Consider the following 16,763-nt stretch of genomic DNA (forward strand, 5'->3'; position numbering starts at 1 on the left):
GTCATGTCGTGGATCACCTGCCAATATTTTGTCAGTTAAAACAGCGCCCCTGCTTATTAGTCGGTGGCGGGGACGTAGCAGAACGCAAAGCGCGCCTGCTGATGGAGGCAGGAGCCCGGGTGACGGTAAACGCGCTGGCGTTTACCCCGCAGTTTCAGGTCTGGCACGACGAGGGGGCGTTAACCCTCGCCGCCGGACCGTTTGACGCCAGCCTGATGGACGACTGTTGGCTGGTCATTGCCGCCACCAACGATGACGCAGTGAATGCACAGGTCAGCGATGCCGCCGAAGCGCGCCGCATCTTCTGCAACGTGGTGGATGCACCGCAACAGGCCAGCTTTATCATGCCGTCGATTATCGACCGCTCGCCGCTGATGGTGGCGGTCTCTTCCGGCGGCACCTCCCCGGTTCTGGCGCGCTTGCTGCGTGAGAAACTCGAATCCCTTCTGCCCCAGCATCTGGGGCAAATCGCCCATTACGCCGGCAAACTGCGCCGCCGCGTAAAAAACACATTCGGCAGCATGAGCGAGCGCCGCCGCTTCTGGGAAAAACTGTTTGTTAACGATCGGCTGGCGCAGTCGCTCGCTAATCAGGATGAGCAAAACGTCGCGACCATCACCGAAACCCTGTTCACTGAACCGCTGGATAACCGCGGCGAAGTAGTGCTGGTGGGCGCGGGCCCTGGCGATCCGGGCCTGCTGACGCTGAAAGGGCTACAGCAGATCCAACAGGCGGATATCGTGGTCTACGACCGGCTGGTGTCTGATGAGATTATGAATCTGGTGCGCCGCGACGCCGATCGGGTGTTCGTCGGCAAGCGCGCCGGTTATCACTGCGTGCCGCAGGAAGAGATTAACCAAATCCTGCTACGCGAAGCCCAGCGCGGCAAACGCGTGGTGCGCCTGAAAGGCGGCGACCCGTTTATTTTCGGACGCGGCGGCGAAGAACTCGAAACGCTGATCGGCGCGGGTATCCCGTTCTCCGTGGTGCCCGGCATTACCGCCGCATCCGGCTGTTCTGCCTATGCGGGCATCCCGCTCACCCATCGCGATTACGCCCAGAGCGTGCGGTTAATCACTGGCCACCTGAAAAGCGGCGGCGAGTTCGACTGGCATAACCTGGCGGCAGAAAAACAGACGCTGGTGTTCTATATGGGCCTGAACCAGGCGGCGACCATCCAGCAAAAACTGCTGGAACACGGTATGGATGCCGATATGCCGGTGGCGCTGGTGGAAAACGGCACCAGCGTTAAGCAGCGGGTAGTCAACGGTACGCTGACGCAGCTCGGCGAGCTGGCGCAGCAGGTGGAAAGCCCGAGTCTGATTTTCGTCGGCCGGGTGGTGGCGCTGCGCGATAAATTACGTTGGTTTTAAACGATGCAGGCAGGCCGTTGGCCTGCCTGATTATCTGCTATGCCAGTGCTCTGGCATAACTTTCCCGCAGGATGCGCAACACCGTTTCTTCACCGGCCCTGTTAGGGTTGATGCGGATCGTCCGTGCGCTAAGCGACGGATCCGCTGCTCTGAATGTCCCTGACAGGCGGTAAAACAGCGGCGGAATATCGTATTTTGACTCTGCACCCACCGGATAAGGCAGCGCCCCCAGCGCTGCGGCATGTTTTAACACCGCCTCCGCAACAGGCTGCTCAAACTCCACCAGCAATACTCTGGATTGCGCATTGGCGATGCTGGCGCTTTTTACCCCGGCAATCGCCCCCCGGTTTAACGCCTCAGCAATCCGGGTGGTCACCTCAGCCTGAAGCGCATGCATCACTGGCGCAAACACCAGCCCGCGCAGTGCCTCCATCGCCTGAGGCCCCTGGATCTGGCACCCACCGGAATACAAACTATTACGCACTGCGGCGACCGCTTCCTCATTCCCCACCACTACGCCAACGCCCGCAGGGCCGAAAAGCTTAAAGCTGGAAAACGTCGAGAGCGTCGCTCCGTGTTCGCAGCCGATGCGCTCGACTTTCATCACGGCATAGTTATCGTCTGTCAGTACCGGAACGGCAGCCTGGCGGAATATTGCAATAACTTCGCCCAGCGCATAACAATCTTGCGGAGCCTGACGGGAGTGCTGCACCAGCGCCGCATCGGGTTGATGGGCGGCAATGACGGCTTCGATGGCGGAAAGCTGATTAAAGTCGGCGCGGATCAGCGTCAGGCCCATCTGTTCGGCAATCACCGCCGTAGTGGGATATAAAGGCGCATCATGTACCAGCAGACGTCCACCCGGCGCGATTAATGCGCCCAGCCCGCAACGGATCGCCCCCGTACCAGCCCCCTGTACCAGTGCGGCGGCGGGCGCATGAAAAAACTCGGCCAGCACCTGCTCCACCTGCCGGGTCGTCCGGGGCTGGTTCAGCCCCGGCACCAGCCCCACATCCCCCGAGGAAAGGAAATCCGCCTCCGGGAAATGGCGGCAAATAACGTCCACCAGGCGAAATTGTTTCTCCGTCGCCTGCGCCATTGTCAGGCTCTGAAGAGGAAAACAGTCAATCATCAGATACGCTCCTGGCAGAAGCCATTAACGAAGGCCAACCAGATAAATAACGTTAGCCAGAATCCCTACCACTATGGTCGCAATAGGCCCAATCGCCATTTCTACCAGCGGACGCCGCGAGGTACGGTTAAGCAAGTAAATCCCCGCCACGACCATAAAACCCATGCCCGGTAATATCGCATTCGAGGCGATCATCCCGCCCACCAACAGCGAAACTTCCAGCATACGGGTTATCGCGGTACGAATATGGTCACCGCACGCTTTAACGCCCGGATATTTATCCAGCCAGATGGCAATACGCGCCAGCAGTTTGATTTCCATAAACATAATCACGCAGCCGGCGATAAAGGCAATCCACGGATTATTGGTTGCCAGGCCCGCCACAAATACAAACTTCATGCCGTCCGGGCTGTATACCCCGGTCGCAATGGCGGTGGTGCCGACCAGCGGAATAAAGCTGATGGCGCGCGCCAGTGAGACCAGCATCGCGCTGGTTTGCTCATCCTGCGCCATTAACTGCAGTGAAACCGGGCCCTCCGCCAGCAAACTGAACGACATCGTCGCCGCCACGGCGGTTAAGCCTCCGCTGAGTACCAGCAGCCAGATATTTTTCTGGATACGCTCAATACGGCTGGAGAACAGGCCAACCAGCACCTCGTTCGCGCCTTTCGCGGCGGGTTGTCCCTCTCCGGCGCTGGCGGGACGCTCACGCATGGCAAACCAGAACATGGCAATCATCGCAAGCAGCAGTGCAATCCCGTTCGGGTCGAGCTTGACCGGTTTTTCGATGCGGCCACCAAAACTGACGCTACCTATTGCCTGTGTACCCAGGTAACCAATCAATGTCGCGATCAGCACCCATATGCCTTTTTTGTACCCGTACTGATAGCCCACTACCAGCGCAGGGAACAGCGCAAAGCAAACGATAATCGGATCGCCGACTTTGCTGAGGTTACTCATAAAGTTAACCGGCAGCATATTGAACAGATCGACAATCGAACGCAGGCCAGCCAGCAACGCCACGCCGTAAATCGCCCCAATCAGACCCGACAGCAGAAAACCACGCCGGTTGTCGCTGCACCAGATGCCGATAACGTCTGTACCCAGCAACAGGCTGTGTACCAGGATAATCGGCGCGGTTAGCGAAAAGGGGATGCCAAAGCCAATCACTAAGCCAAAACTTAAGGCAAAACTGGTTGCGCCGAGAGCTTTACGACTCATTCGCCCTTCCAGATACTCAGGGATCAGTGGGCGTAACCCATCATGAAACACCGCAATACCGCGGTTCGCCATCATGGCCGACAGCCCACCGATAATCGCTATCAGCGCGGCCCTGGTGGGATCGATGGCGACTAATCGGGTAAGAAAGTCGAATTCCATCTCTGTATCCTCAGGAAGCGAAAATCGCGTGGATAATCACCGGCACCACGGTATCAATATCCTGTCCGGTGAAACCGAACGCTTTTTTACCGGCTTTCACCTGGGCGACGATCTCGGCGTCGGACAGGATTTTCCCCGGCATGCCGACGGTGGCGCACTGGTTCAGGCCGACAATCGCAATCGCCATTGCCAACGCCCCGCCGCCACCGGTATTGCATGCGCCAAGGTAATAATCCGCCGCACCGCTTTTGAGCGCCATTGAGGCGTCGATATCGCCCATCACCACCACGGAGGTGGCGTTATCGCCTGCTTCACGGCGAACGGCTTCGGCAATTTTTTCTTTTTCAATCTGGCCGCCAATTACAAATTTCATCGTCTGATCCTCAGTTAAAAAAACGTGCAGGGTTATCACGCAGCATGCGGTCGACATCGTGTTGACTCATGCCAGCTTCGTGCAACATCGGTACAAAATCGGTCAGTAACCAGCTAAATCCCAGCCCACCGTTGGCGCGTAAATGGGAGCGGCGGGTCATATCCATGGAAAGCATTACGCGCCCGAGCAGCCCCCGGCGGCACAGCGCCATCAGCATTGCGACGCGCTCGCTGTCGGGGAAGTAATCATTTTTGCCAATGGTGTCGAACTGCACCCACGCGCCTTCATCCAGCAGCGCCAGCACCGTGTCCAGGTTGGGTTTGAGATCGCAGTGCCCAATAACGATATGCTCCGGTTCAACGCCGCAGCGTTTGAGCAGTGCCAACTGTTCAAGCCCCATGGTGCTTAATGTGGTATGTGTGGAAATGGGTCGCCCGGTCGCCAGGTGCGCCAGCGCCGCGGCCTGGAAGACTTTCTTCTCATCCTCAGTAATCAGGCCCCGGCTCGAGCCAATCTCACCGATAACCCGCGCTTTCAGAGGGGTTTGATCCAGGCCGATACGGATTTCGTCAATCATCTCATTGGCCAGCGCATCCACGCTGCGCTGCGCCACGTGCGGCGGGTAAAACGCCTGCTGGTAATAGCCGGTTGACGGCAGTACGCAAATACCGGTGTCCGCCATCAGGCGTTGCATAAACAAGGCATTGCGTCCCATATAGCGATTGGTAACCTCCACCAGGTTACGCACGCCAAGGGCATACAGCTGTCTTAGTTCATCCCGCAGCAGCTCATAACAATCGAGACGGCAGTCAGGGTTATTTTTAAAGCCCGACAGGTCGATATGCAGGTGTTCATGGGCATAGGTGTAACCCGTTGGATCGAATGACCGTTCAACCATGGTTTTCTCCTTGTGCATGTTGACGTAGCGCAGCCAGAAACGACGTACCATGCTGAGGCGGAGGGGCTGCAAAAAAGTCGCATACCGTCGCGCCCACATCCGACAACGTGGTGCGTTGCCCCAGTTCACAGCCGGGCAAGCCAGGGATATAAACCAGCAGCGGGACGTTTTCGCGGGTGTGGTGGCTATGACCAATTGTGGGATCGTTACCGTGGTCGGCCATGACCACCAGACAATCATCCGGCGTCATCAGTGCCATCAGCTGCGCCAGATTGCGATCAACCAGCGTCAGCCGGTCAGCATAACGCGCGACGTCCTGTGCGTGCCCCGCGAGGTCGGTTTCCTGGATATTGACGCAAATAAATGCCCGGGTATTTTCCGCAACGCATTGCAGGGTGATGTCAAAAATCTGTTGGCTGTCGACCAGATTTTGCCAGCTTTTACCCTGTGGATTGGCGACGATGTCCGCCACTTTGCCAATCAGAAATGTCGGGACGCCAACGGTATGCAGCTTTGCCGGTACCTGGACCTGTTCATCCACTCCGTAACCCAGATGCACAACGCGGAATCCTTTGTCATACGCCCCGGAACGCGGAGCATTGACGCCCACATAACGCCCGTCTTTTTCCTCTACCGCGTCGGCCAGTTGTTGGCTGCTGTCCAGCTCGCCGCCAAAAGCAATCACGCGCCCGACGCGTACATGGCGGCGTACAATGCGGCCAATTTCCACCACGTTATCGAAGCTGATAACCGATAAATTGGCCGTAATGTTAAATACCTGCCCCGCATCGGCTTCGAGGTTATCGCCGATGACCACGGCATCGTTCAGCCACAGCAATGGAAGGCGTTCACCGCGTCGCTGCGGCGCAAATCCCGCTTCACGCAGCGCCTGTTCCACCTCATCGATCACCTGAGAAAAAGGCATTTTCAACGGCGACTGCGGACGCGTGCCCATAATTTCCTGATGGCCCATAAAGGTGTCGCCTCCTTCATGTGCCAGCGCTGCCACGCCCCACGCTGCTGATTGAGCGGGCTGCATCACACCAGCCCTGTAACCGAGCGCATTGATTAAGCCCAGTTTTTCCAGGGTCGGTAAGCGTAATGACGGGTAGTGGGCAAGAATATGCCCACAGGTGTTCGCGCCGCTGTCCTGCGGCCTGACCTGCGGCACATCGTCCATGGCGCCTACGCCAAAGCTGTCGATAACTATCGTGATAAACCGCGCCATTACGCCTCCCTTGATGTTGGATTTGGCAAAGCATTTCCCAGACTGTCGAAAACCCCTTCAATTACCGGAGCGCCGCGCTTTATGCCGGAGACCAGCACCACATCGCTGCGGGTAACAAAAATTTGGGTGCGGAAGCAGAAAATCACGGCGCTACTCACCGGATGGATCCCTTCCAGCGGCAAGTGGTAATCAATACTGTTGCTGTCCACCGGTTTCAGGGTGGTCGCGACAGGCGAAGAGGCGTCGTCAGTGAATACCAGCGCGTTACGCGCGTGCCCACGCCGGTAATAGCCGCCGCCGTAGCAATAACTGGTGCCGTTAAAGTGATGAGAAATCTCGCTCAGCCACAGCATCGCAATGCGTTCTGGCTGGTCGCCATGTTGGTTAGCAGGCAGGGTTCCGGTGAGCGCGTGGCCGGGTTCAGCATGCGTGACGCCATACTGCGCCAGTAGCGGTAATGTGGCGCAGCTGTTGGCTGAAGGCGCATTAATCTGCTCAGGGTAGATGCCGGATTGCGCCAGACGCTCGCGTGCCGCAAGCAGCGTGTCCAGATTCGGCGTCGTGCGGGTTTGTTGCGCGGCCTCATCCCACAGTAAGCACGGAAAATGGGTTAACCCGGCGAGCCGTATACCGGGCAGCGCGCGCAGGGCCTCCACCGTAGCGTCCAGTTCAGACAGGGAAAACCCCGCTTCCTGGCCTGGATAGAGGGAGTCTTTCGCGCCGTATACTTTCAGCATAACGGCCTGTTCGCGCCCCAGTTGCTGCGCCGCATCGGAAATTTCCTGCGCTTTCTCCAGGCTAAACAGCGTGATGATTTGCGGATCGCTGGCCAGTACGCTTGTCACCATGCTGCGGGGGATTTGCACCAGATGTCCCTGGTGAGCCACCTTTAAGCCTTGCGCACGCAGAATGCGGGCTTCTTTGTAATCCACCGCGACCAGGCCGCTATAGCCCAGCGCCAGCAGCTTTTCTGCCAGCCAGGGGTTGCGCCCAATCTGCTTGGTCATCAGATACAGTTCCATGCCATGACGGTGCGCGACATCCAGTAGCAACCTGGCATTTTCAATGACCTGATCCACATCGATCACCCAGCTGTCCGGCAGGATCTTACCCTGCTTCCAGAGCTGGTAAGCTGCTTCAATCAATCCCGGATTTTGTCGTTTCAGTGCGTCAATAAACATGGTAATGCCTCGTGAAAACACATCCTGTCGTGAAGCGCGCTAATAGTTCATTTTTTTGAATATTTAACGCGGCGTTTTGCTGTGTACGGCACCGCGTTATGCGGCGTGCTTCTCCAGCCACAAACCGTAAAGGTTCGCGAGCAGATAGCCTTCTTCATTGGGATGCAGCGCAACATCAAATATCGCCACCAGCGCGCAATGAATAGCCAGTAATTCCGGCCAGCATGCATCGCTGGCGGCCTCCTGCAATACGGCTTCGTCAATTGGCGCAATTTCCTGGCCGCGCCGACAGCGCATCAGCGCATTCGCCATATGGGTCATCGCCATTTCACCCTGCGGATTATGCACGGCGATACCCCACTCGCTCTCCAGCCTCCTGACCACCTCCAACATGCCGTCGTGGATATCTCTGTCGATGACCCCGCCATCACACAGAATCTGTAGTCTGCGTTCCATTTCGCTCTTCCTTAGTAACTGGGATCTTCCAGTCCGTTAACGACGCGCTGCTGATGCGCCAGCAGCGCCTGCTGATTAACCCGCATTTGTACCAGTTGTATCACCGGGTAATCCTCGGCCCGGGTTAAAATCACCGCCTGGGTGGCCTCGATAAACCGCGCATTATCTTCCAGCGCGCTTGACGCCAACCCCTGGTTCGCCAGCTGTGTTTCGCTGCCGACGTTCCAGATTGCCGCGTCGATTTCTCCGCGAGCAATATGGCTGAGGCACTCGTTGTAGGACACATTAACCAACTCGATATCCTGATTCTGAAAGTACGTTTCAGTCATAATTTTCTGGTCGGTCGAGCGGCTGTCCAGCCCGACGCGTCGGATACTGGCGCGTTCTCCCTGGCGACAAATAAGCCGGTGCTCGCTTACATAGCTGTGAGGGCCCAGCTCCAGTGCAATGGTCAGATTTCCCGCCTCCAGATAGCGCCGCGCCGACAGCTTCGATACTACGGCCATGTCGTAGACACCATTCAACAGGCATTCCACACGCACATCGGCCCCACGCATGTGGGCATAATAAAAGGGCATATCCTGAAACTGGGCTTTCAGACCGCTTGCCAGGCCTTCATACAGACGGGTGTAGGGCAACGGCATCGCACAAACAATGTTGTGCAGGTCGAGATGGTTAAACAGCGCAGTCGTATCGGTACTCACCAGAAAGCTGCCGTTACGCCCGCGCCGCTCAATCACAATCGCGCCGGAGTGCTCCAGGGTTTTTAGCGCAGCCTGAATCAGGCCAACGGAGAACCGGCATTCCGCCGCCAGTTCATCAATAGTCTTTAAGCGATTGCCGCACTGTTCGCCCAGCAGATAGCGCGCCAGTGAGGCCAGGGCGACCCCCTCTTTTTTGACAAATGTTCGCCGCATTTTTTATCTTCATTTTTTTGAATAAATGGATGATTCAATGTTTATCGGGAAATGACAAGTGCAAAACTTCAATAAGCGGCAGCGCTCACAAAATGAAATAACCAGAAAAATACTTATTCATTTTTCTTCAGCCCGCTACGAACAGGGGTTTCGGCGCGATCGCTGATAGCGACCACATAAAGCCGCACGAGCGACAGGAAAAAATAATTTATTTATTTTTCAAAGTAATACGTTAGTTAAAAGCAACAGCCCGCTCACAAATGGCGATTTTGTGATCTACTTCGCCAATACAATTCATCATATGTTGTTATATTCATTATGCGTCATCTCATAATGAAAAGCTCTTCTCCCACGATCTTTACGCCGGATCGTGCGGCGACCTGCTGCCTTCATTCAGACGCACTGAACCCTACAACTCCATTTGATAATTAAAAAGGTAACGATATGGAAGGCCAGGAACTCCAACGCAAGCTCGGCTTTTGGGCCGTGCTGGCCATTTCCGTCGGAACGACCGTCGGTTCCGGTATTTTCGTTTCGGTTGGTGAAGTAGCAAAAGCGGCAGGCTCTCCGTGGCTCACGGTGCTTGCTTTCGTGATTGGCGGGTTGATCGTGATCCCGCAGATGTGCGTTTACGCGGAGCTGTCCACCGCGTACCCCGAAAACGGCGCGGACTATGTGTATCTGAAAAACGCCGGTAGCCGTCCGCTGGCGTTTCTCTCCGGCTGGGCCAGCTTCTGGGCCAACGACGCGCCATCGCTCTCTATTATGGCGCTGGCGATTGTCAGTAATCTGGCCTTTCTGGTGCCCATCGATCCGCTTGCCGGGAAGTTCATCGCCACCGGCCTGATTCTGGCATTTATGCTGCTGCATCTGCGCTCCGTGGAAGGCGGCGCAACCTTCCAGACGCTGATCACCATCGCCAAAATCATTCCGTTTGCCATTGTGATTGGTATCGGCGTGTTCTGGCTCAAAGGCGATAACTTTAGCGCGCCAGCGACCGCCACCACCAGCACGGCGGCGGGCATTATGGCGCTGCTGGCCGGGATCTCCGCCACCAGTTGGTCCTACACCGGCATGGCATCCATTTGCTACATGACCGGCGAAATCAAAAATCCCGGCAAAACCATGCCTCGCGCGCTGATCGGCTCCTGCTTACTGGTGCTGGTGCTCTATTCGCTGTTAGCGCTGGTGATCACCGGCCTGATGCCGTTCGATAAGCTCGCCGCCTCCGGGACGCCCATTTCCGATGCGCTTACCTACATCCCGGCGCTGGGCAGCATAGCGGGCATTTTCGTCGCCGTGACCGCCATCATTGTGATCCTCGGCTCGCTTTCCAGTTGCGTGATGTACCAACCGCGCCTCGAGTACGCGATGGCGAAAGATAACCTGTTTTTCAAAAGCTTCGGGCACGTCCACCCGAAATACAACACGCCGGATGTCTCCATCATCCTGCAATGCGCCCTCGGCATCTTCTTTATCTTCGTGTCTGACCTGACCAGCCTGCTGGGCTACTTCACGCTGGTGATGTGCTTCAAAAACACCCTGACCTTCGGCTCGATTATCTGGTGTCGTAAGCGTGATGATTACAAACCGCTGTGGCGCACCCCGGCGTTCGGCCTGATGACCTTCGCCGCTATCGCTTCAAGCCTGATTCTTGTGGCCTCCACCTTCGTGTGGGCGCCAATCCCGGGGCTGGTTTGCGCCCTGATTGTTATCGCCACCGGCCTGCCCGCTTACGCCTTCTGGGAAAAGCGCAACCGCCGCCTGGCGCATATTTCTTAACCCTGTCTGGAGAGTTGTTGCATGTTGAATATTGATAAAAGCACGGTGGATTTCCTGGTAACCGAAAACATGGTCAAGGAAGTGGAGAAAATTCTCGATAAAGACGTTCCTCGCGTGCATGCCATCGTTGATGAAATGATCGGGCGCGGCGTGGATCGCATCTACTTTGTCGCCTGCGGTTCCCCGCTGAATGCGGCGCAAACGGCAAAACATCTGGCGGACCGCTTCTCCAGTTTGCAGGTCTACGCGCTTTCCGGCTGGGAGTTCTGCGATAACACCCCGCACCGCCTGGATTCGCGTTGCGCGGTGATCGGCGTCTCCGATTACGGCAAAACCGAAGAAGTGATTAAAGCGCTGGAGCTGGGCGCAGCCTGCGGCGCGCTGACCGCCGCCTTTACTAAACGCCCGGACAGCCCGATTACCCAGGCCGCCGAACATGTGGTGGCCTATGAAGCCGACTGCATCTGGGAAATCCATCTGCTGCTGTGCTACAGCGTGGTGCTGGAAATGATTACCCGCCTCGCGCCGCATCCCGAAATCGGCAAAATCAAAAACGATCTGCGCAAACTGCCGCAGGCGCTCGGGCACCTGGTGCGCACCTGGGAAGACAAAGGGCGTCAGCTTGGCGAGCAGGCCTCTCAGTGGCCGATGATCTATACCGTTTCCGCCGGTCCGCTGCGTCCGCTGGGTTACAAAGAGGGGATCGTCACGCTGATGGAGTTTACCTGGACCCACGGTTCGGTGATTGAGAGCGGTGAATTCCGCCACGGCCCGCTGGAAATCGTTGAGCCGGGCGTGCCGTTCCTGTTCCTGCTCGGTAACGACGAAAGCCGTCACACCACCGAGCGCGCGATTCGTTTCGTGCGCGAGCGTACCGACAACGTCATCGTGATCGACTATGCCGAAATCTCCCAGGGGCTGCACCCGTGGCTCGCGCCGTTCCTGATGTTCGTACCGATGGAATGGCTCTGCTACTACCTCTCCATCTACAAAGACCATAACCCGGACGATCGTCGTTACTACGGCGGCATCGTCGAGTATTAATCCCCCTGCCCGGCCTCCGTGCAGGCCGGGCATCACAGCAAGGAGCAGGAAAATGAAAACGGGTATGTTTACCTGCGGGCATCAGCGCTTCCCGCTGGAGCACGCGTTTCGCGACGCGCATGAATTAGGGTATGACGGGCTGGAACTGTGGGGCGGCCGCCCTCATGCTTATGCGCCGGACCTCAACGCGGGCGGCATTAAGCACGTCAAGGAACTGGCGCGGGTGTATCAGATGCCGATCATTGGCTACACCCCGGAAACCAACGGCTATCCGTACAATATGATGCTGGGCGATGAGCGGATGCGCCGCGAAAGCCTGGATATGATCAAGCTCGGTATGGATATGGCGAAAGAGATGGACGCCGGATTCACGCTGATTTCCGCCGCTCACGCCGGCTATCTCACGCCACCCGACGCCCTCTGGCAGCGGCTGGCGGATAATCTGCGCGAACTCTGCGATCATGCAGAAAACATCGGCATGGATCTGCTGCTGGAGCCGCTGACGCCGTATGAGTCCAACGTGGTATGCAACGCCAACGATGTGCTGCGCACGCTGGCGCTGGTGCCCTCGCCGCGCCTGTTCAGCATGATTGATATCTGCGCCCCGTTTGTTCAGGGCGAGCCGGTGATGAGCTATTTCGCTAAGCTGGGCGACAAGCTGCGCCATCTGCATATTGTCGACAGCGACGGGGCCAGCGACAGCCACTACATTCCGGGCGAAGGCAAAATGCCGCTGCGCGAGTTAATGCGCGATATTACCGACAGTGGATACAACGGCTACTGCACTATTGAACTGGTGACGATGTATATGAACGAGCCGCGGCTTTACGCCCGCCAGGCGCTGGCGCGTTTTCGCGAGCTGCTGCCACAGGAGGCCCAATGAAACGGCTGGCTACGGTAGGCGATAACTGCGTGGATATCTATCCTCAGTTGGGCAAAGCATTTTCCGGCGGCAACGCCGTTAATGTGGCGGTCTACAGCACGCGTTACGGGATGCAACCCGCCTGCGTCAGTTGGGTAGGAGAAGACGATTACGGCGCCATGCTGCGCCGCGATCTGGCGCAGCATGGGGTGGATATTTCCCATCTGCGGATAGTACCCGGCATAACAGCGCAAACCCAGGTGGAGCTGCGCAATAACGATCGCATTCTCGGCGACTATACCGAAGGCGTGATGGCGGATTTCAGCGTCGGCGAGCAGGAGCTTGCGTGGCTCCAGCAATTCGACATTATCCATTCTGCCATCTGGGGCCATGCGGAATCCGCCTTCCCTGCGCTGAAGGCGGCGGGCAAAACCCTGTCGTTTGATTTTGCCGACAAATGGGAAAGCCCGCTGTGGCGCACGCTGCCGGAACATCTTGATTATCTTTTCGCCTCGGCAAATGAAGATAACCCGTGGCTGCGTGACCGGCTGCAAACCGTGGTGCAATGCGGCGCGGGAGTGGCGATCGCTACGCTGGGCGAAAACGGCAGCCTGGCGTGGGACGGCACAGCGTTCTGGCAGATGCCGCCGCAGCGCGTCAAGGTGGTGGATACCATGGGAGCGGGAGATTCCTACATCGCCGGGTTCCTGTGCGCTATCGCTAACGGGTTGCCGTTACAGGACGCCATGAAACAGGGCACCGAGTGCGCCGCACGCACTATCGGCTATCACGGTGCCTGGTGAGGGTCGGCGTTGGCGTGACAATCCGCACGCCAACGCCTGTTACTGATCCAAAAACGCTCATATAATCAACCCCACTCTTCCTACAACTTCAGGGTCGATTCATGCCAGCTACGGAGCGCTACTCACATCAACTCCTTTACGCCACCGTGCGCCAACGCCTGCTTGATGATATCGCGCAGGGGGTTTACCGGGCGGGTCAACAGATCCCGACGGAAAGCGAGTTATGCACGCTCTATAACGTCAGCCGCATCACCATTCGCAAAGCGATCAGCGATCTGGTCAACGACGGCGTGCTGCAACGCTGGCAAGGGAAAGGCACGTTCGTGCAAAGTAAAAAGGTTGAAAACGCGCTGCTGACGGTAAGCGGTTTTACCGATTTTGGCGTGTCTCAGGGCAAGCCGACCCGGGAAGAGGTGATCGAGCAGGAGCGCATCAGCGCCGATCCGTTCTGCGAAAGGCTGAATATTCCCGGCGGCAGCGAGATTTTTCGCCTGATGCGGGTCATGTATCTCGACGACGAGCCGCTGTTTATCGACAGTTCCTGGATCCCGCTGTCCCGCTATCCGTCTTTTGACGAAATTTATACCGCGGGCGCGTCTACCTATAAGCTGTTCCAGGAAAAATTCGATACCCGCGTGGTGAGCGATAAAAAGACGATTGATATTTTTATGGCGACCAAAACCGAGGCGCAAAGGCTTAAGTGCGAACTGGGCGAGCCGCTGTTTCGCATCAGTAAAATCGCCTTCGATCAGAATGCGCGGCCGGTGCACTACTCAGAGCTGTTCTGTCGCGCCAATCGCGTCAGCCTGACGATTGATAATCAGCGCCAGAAATAAAAAAAGAGGGCCGAAGCCCTCTTAACGTTTTTCGCAGCCAGACTTACGGCTGGGCCACAAAGCCAATCACTTCGTAGACGTGCTTCAGCGTTTCGCTGGCGCGGGCGCGGGCTTTCGCCGCACCGTCTTTCATCACGCTCTGCAGGAAGGCTTCGTCGTTACGGAAGCGATGATAGCGTTCCTGCAGCTCGGTCAGCATGCCGGAAACGGCTTCCGCTACTTCGCCTTTCAGATGGCCGTACATTTTGCCTTCGAAATGCTGCTCCAGTTCCGGGATGCTCTGGCCGGTGACGGCGGAAAGAATATCCAGCAGGTTGGAAACACCGGCTTTGTTCGCCACGTCGTAGCGTACTACCGGCGGCTCGTCGGAATCGGTGACCGCGCGTTTGATTTTCTTCACCACCGACTTCGGATCTTCCAGCAGACCGATGACGTTGTTGCGGTTATCGTCCGACTTGGACATCTTTTTGGTCGGCTCAAGCAGCGACATTACGCGCGCGCCGGACTTCGGAATAAACGGCTCCGGCACTTTAAACACCTCGCCATACAGGGCGTTAAAGCGCTGGGCGATATCGCGGCTCAGCTCCAGATGCTGTTTCTGATCTTCGCCCACCGGCACCTGGTTGGTTTGATACAGCAGAATATCCGCTGCCATCAGCACCGGGTAATCGAACAGGCCCGCGTTAATGTTCTCCGCGTAACGCGAGGATTTATCCTTAAACTGAGTCATGCGGCTCAGTTCGCCGAAGTAGGTGTAGCAGTTCAGCGCCCAGGCCAGCTGCGCGTGTTCCGGCACGTGCGACTGAACGAAGATAGTGCTTTTTTCTGGATCGATGCCACAGGCCAGGTACAGGGCCAGGGTATCCAGCGTGGCTTTACGCAGCGCAGCCGGATCCTGACGGACGGTAATAGCGTGCTGATCGACGATGCAATAGATGCAGTGGTAGTCATCCTGCATGTTGACCCACTGACGGAGCGCACCCATGTAGTTGCCGATAGTCAGTTCACCTGAGGGCTGTGCGCCACTAAATACGATGGGCTTACTCATTTGTTAATTCCTGATTTTCACTGTGGGGGAGCCCAAGTGCGGGCAGAATGTCTTTGAAGTGATGGAACACCACGTCCGGGTTGCTCAGTTCAATCGCTTCGCCGTAGTTGTAACCGTAAGTCAGGCCGACGGAACGGCAGCCTGCGGCGGACGCAGCCAGAATATCATTGCGCGAATCGCCGACAAACAGCAGTTCGCCTGGCGCCAGGCCTAATTTTTCCGCCACCAGCAGCAGCGGCTCCGGGTGCGGTTTTTTATTCTTCACATCATCGCCGCCGATCACCACGGTAAAGTATTTGGCGATATCCAGCGCTTCCAGCAGCGGCGCGACGAACGGCGTCGGCTTGTTGGTCACCAGCGCCATCGGAATACGATGTTCTGCCAGGGCGCTCAGGGTCGCGGCCACGTCAGGGAACAGCGCGCTGCCTTCATCCACCGCCTCGGCATAAAAACGGTCAAACAGCTTGCGCAGCATAAGTACGCGATCGGCGTGCGGGATATCCGCGTCTTCAACAGCCGGTTTGCCCGACGCTGCACGCTGACTATCGCGTTCCTGGCGCGCCCAGGTCAGGGCGCGTTCCACCAGCACATCCGCGCCGTTGCCAATCCAGGTAATCACCCGCGCTTCACCGGCCTGGGGTAATTCCAGCGCATACAACGCCATATCCACCGCCGTGGTCAGGCCCGGTGCGCTGTCGACCAGCGTACCGTCCAGATCGAACGCCACGCCGCGAATATTATTAAACTTGTCCATGACTTACCTTTGCCAGTTCGCGACGCATCTCGTCGATAACCGCTTTGTAATCCGGGGCATCGAACACCGCCGAGCCCGCAACAAACATATCCGCGCCTGCGGCGGCAATTTCACCAATATTGGAGGCTTTGACGCCGCCGTCTACTTCGAGACGAATATCATAGCCCGAGGCGTCAATGCGTTGACGCACGTCGCGCAGCTTATCCAGGGTGTGCGGAATAAAAGACTGACCGCCGAAACCGGGGTTGACCGACATCAGCAGGATCACATCCAGCTTATCCATTACGTGATCGAGATAGCTGAGCGGGGTCGCCGGGTTAAATACCAGGCCCGCTTTACAGCCGTGCTCTTTGATCAACTGCAGCGAGCGATCCACGTGCTCGGAGGCTTCCGGATGGAAGGTGATATAGCTGGCACCCGCAGCGGCGAAATCAGGAATGATGCGGTCCACCGGTTTCACCATCAGATGCACATCGATCGGCGCGGTGATCCCGTATTTGCGCAGCGCCTTCAGCACCATCGGGCCGATGGTCAAATTCGGCACGTAGTGGTTATCCATCACGTCAAAATGGACGACATCGGCACCGGCGGCCAACGCAGCGGCGGTATCCTCACCCAGACGGGCAAAATCGGCCGACAGAATCGAGGGGGCAATCAAAAACTGTTTCATCCGCTTCTCCATAAGTGTGTTGTGCG

Annotated in this window: 17 protein-coding genes; 6 read left to right on the forward strand and 11 right to left on the reverse strand. The window is 57.2% G+C overall.

All coding sequences use genetic code 11. The annotated features are described in order from the left end of the window. Window positions 1–8 precede the first annotated feature (8 nt). Window positions 9–1,373 carry a siroheme synthase CysG gene (gene cysG, locus GV764_RS08725; protein ID WP_161659805.1) on the forward strand — a complete coding sequence of 455 codons (1,365 nt, stop codon included), beginning with the start codon at window positions 9–11 and terminating at the stop codon, window positions 1,371–1,373. Window positions 1,374–1,410: 37 nt separating this feature from the next. On the opposite strand, the gene GV764_RS08730 is transcribed toward cysG, so the two are convergent. The 8 genes from GV764_RS08730 to yhfZ all read right to left on the reverse strand — a co-directional run bounded on the left by GV764_RS08730 (window position 1,411) and on the right by yhfZ (window position 8,938). Beyond that, on the reverse strand, window positions 1,411–2,502 hold the full coding sequence (locus GV764_RS08730) for an aminotransferase class V-fold PLP-dependent enzyme (protein WP_161659839.1): 1,092 nt from the start codon (window positions 2,500–2,502) through the stop codon (window positions 1,411–1,413). A gap of 27 nt (window positions 2,503–2,529) precedes the next feature. Then, window positions 2,530–3,885, reverse strand: a complete 1,356-nt coding sequence (locus tag GV764_RS08735; protein ID WP_161659806.1) for a YhfT family protein — start codon at window positions 3,883–3,885, stop codon at window positions 2,530–2,532. A 10-nt stretch (window positions 3,886–3,895) separates the two neighbouring features. Continuing rightward, a complete protein-coding gene (locus GV764_RS08740) occupies window positions 3,896–4,258 on the reverse strand; it encodes a DUF2620 domain-containing protein (protein WP_161659807.1) in 363 nt (120 codons plus the stop codon). A gap of 10 nt (window positions 4,259–4,268) precedes the next feature. Then, window positions 4,269–5,156 carry a phosphotriesterase-related protein gene (locus GV764_RS08745; RefSeq protein WP_161659808.1) on the reverse strand — a complete coding sequence of 296 codons (888 nt, stop codon included), beginning with the start codon at window positions 5,154–5,156 and terminating at the stop codon, window positions 4,269–4,271. After that, window positions 5,149–6,384 (reverse strand): phosphopentomutase, encoded by a 1,236-nt coding sequence (locus GV764_RS08750; protein WP_161659809.1) that lies wholly within the window; start codon window positions 6,382–6,384, stop codon window positions 5,149–5,151. The genes GV764_RS08745 and GV764_RS08750 overlap by 8 nt, the downstream gene beginning before the upstream one ends. Further along, window positions 6,384–7,565: a YhfX family PLP-dependent enzyme gene (locus GV764_RS08755; RefSeq protein WP_161659810.1), complete on the reverse strand. Its 1,182-nt coding sequence runs from the start codon at window positions 7,563–7,565 to the stop codon at window positions 6,384–6,386. Before GV764_RS08755 ends, GV764_RS08750 begins: the two co-directional genes overlap by 1 nt. A 96-nt stretch (window positions 7,566–7,661) precedes the next feature. Then, entirely contained in the window at window positions 7,662–8,021 is a 360-nt protein-coding gene (locus GV764_RS08760) for a PRD domain-containing protein (protein ID WP_161659811.1), read from the reverse strand. 11 nt (window positions 8,022–8,032) lie between these two features. Next, window positions 8,033–8,938 (reverse strand): GntR family transcriptional regulator YhfZ, encoded by a 906-nt coding sequence (gene yhfZ / locus GV764_RS08765; RefSeq protein WP_161659812.1) that lies wholly within the window; start codon window positions 8,936–8,938, stop codon window positions 8,033–8,035. Between the two features lie 444 nt (window positions 8,939–9,382). Between yhfZ and frlA the strand changes: the two genes are divergently transcribed. The 5 genes from frlA to GV764_RS08790 all read left to right on the forward strand — a co-directional run bounded on the left by frlA (window position 9,383) and on the right by GV764_RS08790 (window position 14,265). Further along, window positions 9,383–10,720 (forward strand): fructoselysine/psicoselysine transporter FrlA, encoded by a 1,338-nt coding sequence (gene frlA, locus GV764_RS08770; RefSeq protein WP_161659813.1) that lies wholly within the window; start codon window positions 9,383–9,385, stop codon window positions 10,718–10,720. 21 nt (window positions 10,721–10,741) lie between these two features. Continuing rightward, window positions 10,742–11,764 carry a fructoselysine 6-phosphate deglycase gene (gene frlB, locus GV764_RS08775; RefSeq protein ID WP_161659814.1) on the forward strand — a complete coding sequence of 341 codons (1,023 nt, stop codon included), beginning with the start codon at window positions 10,742–10,744 and terminating at the stop codon, window positions 11,762–11,764. 52 nt (window positions 11,765–11,816) lie between these two features. Continuing rightward, entirely contained in the window at window positions 11,817–12,647 is an 831-nt protein-coding gene (frlC, locus tag GV764_RS08780; RefSeq protein WP_161659815.1) for a fructoselysine 3-epimerase, read from the forward strand. After that, entirely contained in the window at window positions 12,644–13,429 is a 786-nt protein-coding gene (gene frlD, locus GV764_RS08785; RefSeq protein ID WP_161659816.1) for a fructoselysine 6-kinase, read from the forward strand. The genes frlC and frlD overlap by 4 nt, the downstream gene beginning before the upstream one ends. 101 nt (window positions 13,430–13,530) lie before the next feature. Next, window positions 13,531–14,265, forward strand: coding sequence for a GntR family transcriptional regulator (locus GV764_RS08790; protein ID WP_161659817.1), 735 nt, complete (start codon window positions 13,531–13,533; stop codon window positions 14,263–14,265). A 43-nt stretch (window positions 14,266–14,308) separates the two neighbouring features. On the opposite strand, the gene trpS is transcribed toward GV764_RS08790, so the two are convergent. Genes trpS through rpe form a run of 3 tightly spaced genes read right to left on the reverse strand, consistent with a single transcriptional unit; the run spans window position 14,309 to window position 16,737 of the window. Beyond that, on the reverse strand, window positions 14,309–15,313 hold the full coding sequence (trpS, locus tag GV764_RS08795; RefSeq protein ID WP_125292549.1) for a tryptophan--tRNA ligase: 1,005 nt from the start codon (window positions 15,311–15,313) through the stop codon (window positions 14,309–14,311). Continuing rightward, on the reverse strand, window positions 15,306–16,067 hold the full coding sequence (gene gph / locus GV764_RS08800; RefSeq protein ID WP_161659818.1) for a phosphoglycolate phosphatase: 762 nt from the start codon (window positions 16,065–16,067) through the stop codon (window positions 15,306–15,308). Before gph ends, trpS begins: the two co-directional genes overlap by 8 nt. Then, window positions 16,054–16,737: a ribulose-phosphate 3-epimerase gene (rpe, locus tag GV764_RS08805; protein WP_161659819.1), complete on the reverse strand. Its 684-nt coding sequence runs from the start codon at window positions 16,735–16,737 to the stop codon at window positions 16,054–16,056. Before rpe ends, gph begins: the two co-directional genes overlap by 14 nt. Window positions 16,738–16,763 lie beyond the last annotated feature (26 nt).

Origin of the sequence: Atlantibacter hermannii (assembly GCF_009907385.1) — a bacterium.
GTDB lineage: Bacteria > Pseudomonadota > Gammaproteobacteria > Enterobacterales > Enterobacteriaceae > Atlantibacter > Atlantibacter hermannii_A.